The organism is Flavobacterium sp., from assembly GCF_039916025.1.
Lineage (GTDB): Bacteria > Bacteroidota > Bacteroidia > Flavobacteriales > Flavobacteriaceae > Flavobacterium.
Map to the genome: position 1 here is coordinate 1 of NZ_JBDSMB010000149.1, position 10,274 is coordinate 10,274.

Consider the following 10,274-nt stretch of genomic DNA (forward strand, 5'->3'; position numbering starts at 1 on the left):
CTTTGTCATTACAAAAAACAATTTGTTCGTGATTATCAAAAGATAGCTGACCAAAAACGGGATCCATTTTTTTAAGCTCTGCCGGTGTAGTGATTTCTGATGTCATTTTGTAAAATGTATTAATTAAAGCTTTTTAAAAAAGTCGGTACAAAATTAAAACTTTATTCAATAAAATTCACTCGAATCGAATATAATTGCTGATTTGTTAATAAAATCTGTTTAAACCAAGAATATAATAATTTAATTATTTTTAACGATTTAACAATAAACGACTAATAAAATCCATTTCTGCTAATTTTCAATGAAAGAACTTCAGTATTTAAACAAATATTTTGTCAAATATAAATTCCATTTTTTATTAGGAATTATTATGACAATTGCTTCTCAAATTTTTTCTTTATATACCCCAAAGTTGATTAGCAAATCTATTAGGGTTATTGAAGATTTTCATAAAAATGGTTTAAGTAGCGAGCTTGTTAAAACCGAATTGATTCATAATATTCTATGGCTATTAGTTACCACGTTGATTGCTGGTGTTTTGCGTTTTTTAATGCGCCAAACATTGATTGTAATGTCGCGTCATGTTGAGTTCGATTTAAAGAATGAGGTATTCAAACACTATGAAGCTTTAGACCAAAATTTTTATAAACGCAATCGGACCGGTGATTTGATGAACAGAATCAGTGAAGATGTTGCAAAAGTAAGACAGTATGTTGGTCCAGCCGTAATGTACACCATCAATACGTTTATCAGTTTTACCGTTGTTATTATATATATGTACAATGTTTCACCACGACTAACATTCTATACCATAGTACCCTTACCACTTCTTGCATTTATTATTTTCCGGCTGAGTAAGGAAATAAACAAACGCAGCACTCTTTTTCAACAATATTTATCTAAGGTTTTCAGCTTTACACAAGAAATATTTTCCGGGATACGTGTGGTAAAAGCTTATGGATTGGAAAAACAATACCAAAATAAACTACAGGAAATGGCACTGGAAAGCAAGACTAAAAGTATGAGTCTGGCCGGAGTACAATCGCTTTTTGGCCCGTTGATGATAATTCTTATTGGTATTAGCAATCTAATCGTAATTTATTTTGGTGGCATGATGTATATTGACGGAACGATAACCAGCATAGGAACCATTGCCGAATTTATTATGTATGTCAATATGCTGACGTGGCCAGTAGCCTCTATTGGTTGGGTTTCTTCACTTGTTCAGGAAGCTGAAGCTTCACAAAAAAGAATCAATGAATTCCTTAAAATTGAACCCGAAATCAAAAACAAAACAACAGAAAGAACAACTATACAAGGCAACATTGAATTCCGAAATGTGACTTTTACTTATGACGATACCGAAATTACGGCGCTGCAAAACATTTCTTTTACGGTAAAAAAAGGCGAAACACTTGCTGTTTTGGGTAAAACAGGTTCGGGGAAATCGAGTATTTTATCCTTGATTACCCGAATGTATGATATCAAAGAAGGAGCGATTACCATCGATGGCAAAAAGATTGACCTGATCAATTTATACGATTTGCGAAACAGTATCGGAATTGTGCCGCAGGATGCTTTTCTTTTCTCGGATACTATTCAGAATAACATCAAATTCGGAAAAGAAAATGCCACAGATGAAGAAGTAATCAATGCTGCAAAAAAAGCTGTCGTTCATGATAACATTATCCATTTCAACAAACAATACGAAACCATTTTAGGTGAAAGAGGCATCACGCTTTCGGGTGGTCAAAAGCAACGGGTTTCGATTGCGCGAGCCATTATCAAAAACCCTAAAATATTATTGCTCGACGATTGCCTTTCGGCTGTTGACACCGAAACAGAAGAACAAATTTTGAATAATTTATTAGAAATCTCCAAAGACAAAACCACCATAATTGTAAGCCACAGGGTATCTTCTGCTAAAAATGCAGATAAAATCATCATTATAGACGAAGGACAAATTATTCAAGAAGGCACTCATAATCAATTACTAAACCAAGACGGTTATTATGCCGAGTTATATTTGAAACAGCTTTCAGAAAAAGAATTAAATTAATTGTTGTTTGGTAACAAAAAATTTACCATTTTTGAACTGTATAGAAACACTACTAATTGACCGAAAGAATATGAGAGAAAATGATATGTTAGAAAAAGATGAGATTTTTTCTAAAGTTTTAAGAGCCGGAAGAAGAACTTATTTCTTCGATGTGAGAGCAACAAAGGCTGACGATTACTACATCACCATTACCGAAAGTAAAAAGTTCACAGAAGAAGATGGTTCTTTTCACTTCAAAAAACACAAAATTTATTTATACAAAGAAGACTTCGCAGCTTTCTCTGAAATTTTAGAAGAAATGACCGCGTATGTTTTGAACCACAAAGGTGAAGAAGTAATCTCTGAAAGACATCAAAAAGATTTCAAAAGAGAATACCAGCAGGAAACTACTGAAGAAAAACCAGTTTCTGAAAAAAGTTTCACCGATATTGATTTTGATGATATTTAATCAAAAATAACAAAGCCCAGACGCAAGTTTTGGGCTTTTAAATTAAAATTTACATGCAAAAAATTATAGCTTTTATAAATAAACACAATGTAATCCTCAATTCGCTTAGTATTGTCTTTTGGTTATATATTATCTACAACAACTATCAAACAGCAAAAGCTGAAAATTCATTTGATGAAAGAAAAGGGTTTTTTATAATCCCAATTGTTTTTATTCTTCTTTCTTTTTTCAATATGTATATGGCGCAGAAGAGAAAAAATAAAGTTTAGCCAATCCGCAATCCGTTCTCGACTTTCAAATCTGAAGAAAGCAAAACGATATCATCTTCGTTTACAGAACCCAAAACCAGGCATTCGCTCATAAAATTTCCAATTTGTTTCTTTGGGAAATTCACAACCGCAACAATTTGTTTCCCAAATAAATCTTCTTTAGTGTAACGCTTTGTGATTTGTGCAGATGATTTTCTAATTCCGATTTCTGTCCCAAAATCAATCGTCAGTTGAAATGCAGGTTTTCTGGCTTGCAGAAAATCATTGACTTCTATAATTGTCCCGATACGCATTTCTACTTTTTCAAAATCTGACCACGAAAGGTTTTGTTCCATGAAAATTGTTTTATATTTATAAATGTAGTAAAAACATTTTATTTCCTTAATTTTAAGAAATTAAACTGCATAATCTATTAAATCCCGTTTTCTTTATGAAAATAGCACTTTTTACAAATGAATTTCCACCTAACATTTATGGCGGCGCCGGAGTTCATATTGATTTTCTAAGTCAGGAATTAGCCAAACTGGGTGATGTTGAAGTACGCTGTTTTGGAAATCAGGAAGAACATTTACCATCAATGAATGTTTTAGGAATTCAATCTTCTTTGACCAAAATGGAAGATGTAACAAATCCTCATATCAAGATGTTTCATAATCTAAGCAAAAATGTGGAAATGTCACAGCATACTTTGCAGGCTGATGTTGTGCATTGCCATACTTGGTATACACATTTAGCTGGAATCTTTTCTCGTGAATTGTTGCAGGTGCCTTTAATTCTGACTACGCATAGTTTAGAAACGCATCGACCATGGAAAGTGGAACAATTAGGCAATGGTTATTTTCTTTCCCGTTGGATAGAGAATCACGCTTATAACACAGCCGACGGCGTGATTGCGGTTAGTGAACAAATGAAAACTGACGTGATTGAAGCTTATGGCATTAAACCCGAAAAAGTAACTGTTATCCATAATGGTATCGATCCAGAATTTTATAAACCAACATTTGACAATAATTTACTCTTAGAATATGGCATAAATCCCGAGATTCCTATTGTGCTTTTTGTTGGACGAATTACGCGCCAAAAAGGAATTTCACAATTGATTTCAGCAGCAAAATATTTTAATAAAAATTGTCAGATTGTATTGTGTGCCGGTGCGCCGGATACTCCCGAAATTGCGAAAGAAACAGAAGAACTTATAGCCGATTTAAAATCTCAACGTGATGGCATTATCTTAATTTCAGAAATGCTGCCACGCGAAAAAATAAAAGTGCTTTACAGTCATGCCAGAGTCTTTGCCTGTCCATCGCTTTATGAACCTTTTGGGATAATAAATTTAGAAGCGTTATCTTGTGAAACTCCGGTTGTTGGAAGTGCAGTTGGCGGAATTCCTGAAATAATCCAGGAAGGAAAAACAGGTTATCTGATTCCGCTGGAAAGTGTTTCGAGAACCAATTTTAATCCAAAAGATCCTGAAGCATTTCAAAAGAATTTTGCAGCAAAAGTCAATCAGCTTTTGGATGATAAAAATCTGGCAAACCAAATGGGAAAAGCAGGAAGAATAAGGGTTTTAGAAAAATTCAGTTGGGAATCGATAGCAAAAATAACTTACAATTATTACGAAAGTGTAATCGCCAAATTTGAAAAAGAAAAAGCTTAATTAAAAATCTAAACGATACTTCAACCATGATAAACAAAAGCACATTAGCCATCATTTTAGGCGGCGGACAAGGTTCAAGATTATCACCATTAACAGAAAGTCGTTCTAAACCGGCAGTTCCTATTGCAGGGAAATATCGTTTGGTTGATATCCCGATTTCAAATTGCATCAATTCAGATATTAAAAGAATGTTTGTGTTGACGCAATTCAATTCGGCTTCATTAAACCAACATATCAAAAACACTTATCATTTTAGCCATTTCAGCACAGCTTTTGTCGATATTTTGGCTGCCGAACAGACACCAGACAATATTACCTGGTTTCAGGGAACGGCTGATGCAGTGCGTCAATGCATGCATCATTTTATGAATCATGATTTTGATTATGCGTTGATTTTATCTGGTGACCAATTGTATCAGATGGATTTTAATGCGATGATTAAAGCGCATCATGACAACGGTGCCGATATTACGATTGCTACTTTACCGGTTACTGCTAAAGAAGCTCCCGAATTCGGAATTCTAAAAACCGATTCCGAAAGTTTAATCACCTGCTTTATAGAAAAACCAAATGCAGGTTTATTGCCAGAATGGGTTTCTGAAGTAAGCGAAGAATCTAAAAATGAAGGCAAGCTCTATCTTGCTTCTATGGGAATTTACATTTTCAACAGGAGTTTATTAATGGAACTGATGGCCGACCAGAGTACTAAAGATTTTGGAAAAGAAATCATTCCGCAGGCTATTGGCAAACAAAAAATACTGAGCTATCAATACGAAGGCTATTGGACAGATATTGGGAATATTGATTCGTTTTTTGAAGCCAATTTAGGCTTGACTGATGACATTCCGAAGTTCAATCTTTTTGATAATTCGAGCAAGATTTATACACGTGCAAGAGTTTTGCCTCCATCAAAAATTACCGGCGCATCAACGGTTGACAAATCAGTTATTGCAGAAGGCTGTATTATTAACGGAACAACAATCGAACATTCTGTTATTGGTATCAGAAGCAGGATTGGCTTTGGTTCAACCATTATAAATTCATATTTGATGGGTAATGATTATTATCAAAACCTTGAAGAAATCAGAACGAATAATCTACATAATATTATCAATATCGGAATTGGTGAACGTTGCTTTATCAATAATACTATAGTAGATAAAGACTGTAGAATTGGCAACGATGTCCGTCTAAACGGCGGTAAACATTTAGAAGACACAGATACGCATCTGTATACTGTTAAAGACGGAATTATAGTCGTCAAAAAAGGAGCCGTTGTGCCCGATGGCTTTACCGTTTAAAAATAAAAAATCCCGTCTCATTTTTTAGAACGAGACGGGATTTTTTTATTAATTCATTGTAACGTAGTTGTATATTTTTTGTCCGGCTAAATCATCCAGATGTGCTTTCTTTTGCATGCGGTCAACGATTGGTTTCCATTGTTCGGCAGAAAATTCTTTTGGATCATATAATTTGTGGCATTTGGCACAATTGTTTTCATACAAATTTTTACCTTCTGCTAATTCTGCTGTCATTACTGTTGATGCAGTCGTGGTTTTTACTGGTGGTGGTGTTGATGCTGTTGGCGCGCTCGATTTGGCTGCACACGAATAAATGATTGTGGCCAAAACGGCTAAGGCTAGTACTTTATATTTCATGTTTCTGTTTTTGTTGGTTGAAGTAAATATAAAAAAAATCCCAATAGATTTCTATTAGGATTTTTATTTAATCAAAAATTAATTTTTACTGAACACTCCCGATAGCTATCGGGACTGAACACTGAACACTTATTTTACGTCCATTAATTCGACGTCAAAAACTAAAGTTGCGTCTGGCGGAATTACACCACCTGCTCCGCTTGAACCATATCCTAAATAAGAAGGAATAACAAAACGTGCTTTATCACCAACCTGCAACAAAGCAATTCCTTCGTCCCAACCTTCAATAACATTACCCATTCCTAATGGAAATTCAATTGGTTTCTTTCTTGGATAAGAAGAATCGAATGTTTTTCCGTTTTCTAATTGTCCGGTATAATGAACAGAAACCGTTTTGCCAGCTTCCGCTTGTTTTCCGTTTCCTTTTTGGATGATTTTATAACGCAGACCGCTTTCCGTTTTATCAAAACCGGCAGCTAATTTTTCCATTGATTCTTCAGCTTGCTTTTTAGCTTCTTCAATTCTTCTGGCACGTGAACCTTCAAATGTTCTGAAAGCTTCGATAGCATTCCATTTTTTTGCTTCATCGCCTACTCTGACAATTTCTAAGCTTTCAATCAAATCGCCTTGTGCTACTGCATCAACAACATCCTGTCCTTCAACAACATTTCCAAAAACGGTATGTTTTCCATCTAACCAATTTGTTGGAACATGCGTAATAAAAAATTGAGAACCATTGCTTCCAGGGCCAGAATTTGCCATTGACAAAACGCCTGGTTTATCGTGTTTTAATGTTGGATGAAACTCATCGTCAAAGCTATAACCCGGGCCACCAGTTCCGATTCCCTGAGGACATCCACCCTGAACCATAAAATCCGGAATAACTCTGTGAAATTTTAATCCGTCGTAATAAGGTTTTCCCATTGGCTTTGCTGAATTCTCTAATTGCCCTTCGGCTAATGCAACAAAATTTCCAACTGTTCCCGGTGTTAAATCGTGTGTTAGTTTTACTAAAATTGAACCTTTAGAGGTATTGAATTTAGCGTATATTCCATTTTCCATTGTGTAAAATTTTTAAAATGCAGTGCAAAGATACTATATAAAATTGTAATTTTATTGCCAACAAAAACTTAAACATGAGCTCTATTTACAACAAAACCGATAACGATTTAATCATTTCCAGAATCAATAATCTTTCTCCGGAAAGTAAAGCGCAATGGGGAAAAATGAGTGTTGAACAAATGCTTTCACATTGTCAGGCTCCAATTGATTTTGCTACCGGAACAACTCCGATGCAGGCAAATTTTATAATGCGGCTTATTGGAAAAATGCTTAAAGGAAAAGTATTAAATTCAAATGAGTTTAAGAAAAATAGTCCAACGGCTCCTTCTTTTATAAGAACTGGCACGTACGATTTTGAGCAGACTAAAAACGAACTTATTCAAAAAATTGGAATCTTTTCTGATTTGGGACAAAAAGCAATTAAGACTACCAAACATCCATTCTTTGGTGAATTGACTCATGATGAATGGAGTAAAATGCACACTATGCATCTTGATCACCATTTGAAACAATTTGGAGTTTAGCCCAGATTGCAACGGCATCTCCCGATTTATCGGGAATATAGTGGAAAGCTGGAAATAGCTCCTAAAAATTCTTATTACCTTTGCGCCATGCGAATAGATATTATTACGATTTTACCCGAATTAATGAAAAGCCCTTTTGAAGCATCGATTATGAAACGTGCTATCGAAAAAGGATTGGTTGAAGTCCATTTTCACAATTTGAGAGATTACACAACCAACAAACAAAAAAGTGTTGATGATTATCCTTTTGGCGGTGGCGCCGGGATGGTGATGACAGTACAGCCGATAGATGATTGCATTACACATTTAAAAAGTCAGCGGGAATACAACGATGTAATTTATATGTCGCCTGACGGAGAAACTCTGAACCAGAAAATGGCGAATACGGCTTCGATGTATGAAAATATAATTATCCTTTGTGGACATTATAAAGGTGTTGACCAACGCGTCCGTGATCATTTCATTACCAAGGAAATTTCCATTGGCGATTATGTTTTGAGTGGTGGAGAAATTGGCGCGATTGTATTTTGTGATGCCATTATCCGTTTGATTCCGGGAGTTTTATCAGATGAAACTTCGGCTTTGACCGATAGTTTTCAGGATAATTTATTGTCGGGACCAATTTATACGCGACCGGCAGATTACAAAGGCTGGAAAGTCCCCGAAGTTTTAACCAGCGGTCATTTTGCTAAAATTGACAAATGGCGGGAAGACAAAGCTTTTGAACATACAAAAAACAGAAGACCTGATTTACTGGAAGAATAAACTATGGAAAAGCCAATAGTTACTGCAATGCTTGCCTATGGAATGTCGGGGAAAGTATTTCATGCGCCTTTTTTAGCTACTAACAAAGGATTTGATTTATATGCTGTTCTGGAAAGAAATGAAAAGAAAGCGATAAAAGATTATCCAAATATCAAAAGCTACGATTCTATTTCAGCTTTATTATCCAATGATAAAATCGAATTGGTAGTTGTAAATACTCCGAATAATACGCATTTTGAATTCGCAAAATTAGCTTTGGAAGCCAATAAACATGTGCTGATTGAAAAACCGGCAACTACAACTCCTGACGAATTTGCTGAATTATTGGCTTTAGCCGAAAAAGTAAACCGAAAAGTATTTGTTTACCACAACAGAAGATGGAGCAGCGATATCAGTTCGGCAAAAGAAATCATCAAGTCAGGAAAACTTGGAGAAATTATTGAAATGCATCTTCGCTTTGACAGATACAGATCGACTATTGGAGCTAAAATTTTTAAAGAAGCACCAATCCCGAGTAGCGGAATCTGGTATGATTTAGGTTCGCATTTAATTGACCAGGCCATTTCAATATTTGGAAAACCAATAAGTCATTTTGGAACCAAAAACAGCTATCGTGAAAATTCTCAGGTAGATGATTTTGGGTTTATGCATATTTTATTTCCGAATAAGGTCAATATATTCATCACGACAAGTATGCTGGTTACAGATGCTCAGGCCGGAATTGTAATTCACGGAACTAAGGGAAGTTTCATAAAAGAATTTTGTGACGAACAGGAAAATCAGCTTATTGACGGCATGTCTCCTTTGCATCCTGAATTTGGTTTGGAAAAGCCAAACAAAGAAGGAAAATTAACTTATTTCAATGCTGAAGATGAAAAAATACTTGAACATATTGCTTCCGAAAAAGGGAATTTCAATGCACTGTTTGATGAAGTTTACCAAAGCATCCGCAACAACAAAGAGTTTTCTGTTGACAATCAGGATATTATAGCCCAATTAAAATTATTAGTCTGACCAAAAATAATTCGTAATTCGTAATTCGTAATTCATAATTACTTCGTCAGTTCACAAAATAAATAGGTATTTATTTTGCTCGGGTCGTAATTCTTTTTTATCTTTGCCCCCACATTTGACCAACCTCTGGCGAAAACCGTGAACGTTGCTCAGATTTAAAACCATAATAATTAAAAAAATGGCAAATTTAGTTGATTTCGTAAATAACGAAATATCAGTAAAAAAAGATTTCCCTGCATTCGGAGCTGGTGATACAATCACAGTTTACTACGAAATTAAAGAGGGTGAAAAAACAAGAACACAGTTTTTCAAAGGAGTTGTAATCCAAAGAAAAGGTTCTGGAATGACTGAAACTTTTACAATCCGTAAAATGTCTGGTGCAGTTGGTGTAGAGCGTATCTTCCCAGTTAACATGCCAGCTTTGCAAAAAGTAGAAGTTAACCAAAGAGGTAAAGTTAGAAGAGCTCGTATCTACTACTTTAGAGAACTTACTGGTAAAAAAGCAAAAATCAAAGAAAGAAGAAGATAATTCGAAGCTTTCTGTTCATAAAAAAAGTCCTCTTGTTCCAAAAAACGAGAGGACTTTTTTTATTCTGTCAATTTAAATCTGATATTTTATCAAATCGGTATTTTTTTTAAACTTAAAATAACAATTTCACAATTCAATCGATTTCGTGATTGTTATCAACCAAATTACTATCATATTATTTATCTTTGCTATCGCGAAAAATTAAAACAACCTCAACAATATGGCAAAAATTAAAGTAGCTAACCCAGTAGTAGAATTGGATGGCGATGAAATGACACGAATTATTTGG

General features: G+C 34.9%; 11 protein-coding genes. 8 read left to right on the forward strand and 3 right to left on the reverse strand.

Features of this window, described 5'->3' with window-relative positions:
• Window positions 1-301: 301 nt before the first annotated feature.
• Both ABIQ27_RS11380 and ABIQ27_RS11385 read left to right on the forward strand, forming a co-directional pair.
• Window positions 302-2,059 carry an ABC transporter ATP-binding protein gene (locus ABIQ27_RS11380; protein ID WP_348034019.1) on the forward strand — a complete coding sequence of 586 codons (1,758 nt, stop codon included), beginning with the start codon at window positions 302-304 and terminating at the stop codon, window positions 2,057-2,059.
• Window positions 2,060-2,129: 70 nt separating this feature from the next.
• Window positions 2,130-2,507: a PUR family DNA/RNA-binding protein gene (locus ABIQ27_RS11385; RefSeq protein WP_348034029.1), complete on the forward strand. Its 378-nt coding sequence runs from the start codon at window positions 2,130-2,132 to the stop codon at window positions 2,505-2,507.
• Window positions 2,508-2,772: 265 nt separating this feature from the next.
• Here ABIQ27_RS11385 and ABIQ27_RS11390 read toward each other — a convergent pair whose 3' ends face one another.
• Window positions 2,773-3,111, reverse strand: coding sequence for a tRNA-binding protein (locus ABIQ27_RS11390; protein ID WP_348034020.1), 339 nt, complete (start codon window positions 3,109-3,111; stop codon window positions 2,773-2,775).
• Between the two features lie 95 nt (window positions 3,112-3,206).
• On the opposite strand from ABIQ27_RS11390, the gene glgA reads away from it, so the two are divergent.
• Both glgA and ABIQ27_RS11400 read left to right on the forward strand, forming a co-directional pair.
• Entirely contained in the window at window positions 3,207-4,433 is a 1,227-nt protein-coding gene (glgA, locus tag ABIQ27_RS11395) for a glycogen synthase (RefSeq protein ID WP_348034021.1), read from the forward strand.
• Window positions 4,434-4,459: 26 nt separating this feature from the next.
• Entirely contained in the window at window positions 4,460-5,734 is a 1,275-nt protein-coding gene (locus ABIQ27_RS11400) for a glucose-1-phosphate adenylyltransferase (protein ID WP_348034022.1), read from the forward strand.
• 48 nt (window positions 5,735-5,782) lie between these two features.
• On the opposite strand, the gene ABIQ27_RS11405 is transcribed toward ABIQ27_RS11400, so the two are convergent.
• The gene (locus ABIQ27_RS11405; protein WP_348034023.1) at window positions 5,783-6,091 is read right to left on the reverse strand and encodes a cytochrome c; all 309 of its coding nucleotides are present in this window, start codon (window positions 6,089-6,091) and stop codon (window positions 5,783-5,785) included.
• Window positions 6,092-6,220: 129 nt separating this feature from the next.
• Window positions 6,221-7,153 (reverse strand): peptidylprolyl isomerase, encoded by a 933-nt coding sequence (locus tag ABIQ27_RS11410; protein WP_348034024.1) that lies wholly within the window; start codon window positions 7,151-7,153, stop codon window positions 6,221-6,223.
• 74 nt (window positions 7,154-7,227) lie between these two features.
• Between ABIQ27_RS11410 and ABIQ27_RS11415 the strand changes: the two genes are divergently transcribed.
• The 4 genes from ABIQ27_RS11415 to rplS all read left to right on the forward strand — a co-directional run bounded on the left by ABIQ27_RS11415 (window position 7,228) and on the right by rplS (window position 9,985).
• Entirely contained in the window at window positions 7,228-7,677 is a 450-nt protein-coding gene (locus ABIQ27_RS11415; RefSeq protein ID WP_348034025.1) for a DUF1569 domain-containing protein, read from the forward strand.
• An 87-nt stretch (window positions 7,678-7,764) separates the two neighbouring features.
• Window positions 7,765-8,442 carry a tRNA (guanosine(37)-N1)-methyltransferase TrmD gene (trmD, locus tag ABIQ27_RS11420; RefSeq protein ID WP_348034026.1) on the forward strand — a complete coding sequence of 226 codons (678 nt, stop codon included), beginning with the start codon at window positions 7,765-7,767 and terminating at the stop codon, window positions 8,440-8,442.
• A 3-nt stretch (window positions 8,443-8,445) separates the two neighbouring features.
• Window positions 8,446-9,456 carry a Gfo/Idh/MocA family oxidoreductase gene (locus ABIQ27_RS11425; RefSeq protein ID WP_348034027.1) on the forward strand — a complete coding sequence of 337 codons (1,011 nt, stop codon included), beginning with the start codon at window positions 8,446-8,448 and terminating at the stop codon, window positions 9,454-9,456.
• 178 nt (window positions 9,457-9,634) lie between these two features.
• Window positions 9,635-9,985, forward strand: coding sequence for a 50S ribosomal protein L19 (rplS, locus tag ABIQ27_RS11430; protein WP_348034028.1), 351 nt, complete (start codon window positions 9,635-9,637; stop codon window positions 9,983-9,985).
• The last annotated feature ends 289 nt before the right edge of the window (window positions 9,986-10,274 follow it).

Coding starts and splice junctions, on each gene's coding strand:
- glgA (WP_348034021.1), top strand. CDS start 3,207: ATGAAAATAGCACTTTTTACAAATGAATTTCCACCTAACATTTATGGC.
- ABIQ27_RS11425 (WP_348034027.1), top strand. CDS start 8,446: ATGGAAAAGCCAATAGTTACTGCAATGCTTGCCTATGGAATGTCGGGG.
- rplS (WP_348034028.1), top strand. CDS start 9,635: ATGGCAAATTTAGTTGATTTCGTAAATAACGAAATATCAGTAAAAAAA.
- ABIQ27_RS11385 (WP_348034029.1), top strand. CDS start 2,130: ATGAGAGAAAATGATATGTTAGAAAAAGATGAGATTTTTTCTAAAGTT.
- ABIQ27_RS11390 (WP_348034020.1), bottom strand. CDS start 3,111: ATGGAACAAAACCTTTCGTGGTCAGATTTTGAAAAAGTAGAAATGCGT.
- trmD (WP_348034026.1), top strand. CDS start 7,765: ATGCGAATAGATATTATTACGATTTTACCCGAATTAATGAAAAGCCCT.
- ABIQ27_RS11410 (WP_348034024.1), bottom strand. CDS start 7,153: ATGGAAAATGGAATATACGCTAAATTCAATACCTCTAAAGGTTCAATT.
- ABIQ27_RS11380 (WP_348034019.1), top strand. CDS start 302: ATGAAAGAACTTCAGTATTTAAACAAATATTTTGTCAAATATAAATTC.
- ABIQ27_RS11415 (WP_348034025.1), top strand. CDS start 7,228: ATGAGCTCTATTTACAACAAAACCGATAACGATTTAATCATTTCCAGA.
- ABIQ27_RS11400 (WP_348034022.1), top strand. CDS start 4,460: ATGATAAACAAAAGCACATTAGCCATCATTTTAGGCGGCGGACAAGGT.
- ABIQ27_RS11405 (WP_348034023.1), bottom strand. CDS start 6,091: ATGAAATATAAAGTACTAGCCTTAGCCGTTTTGGCCACAATCATTTAT.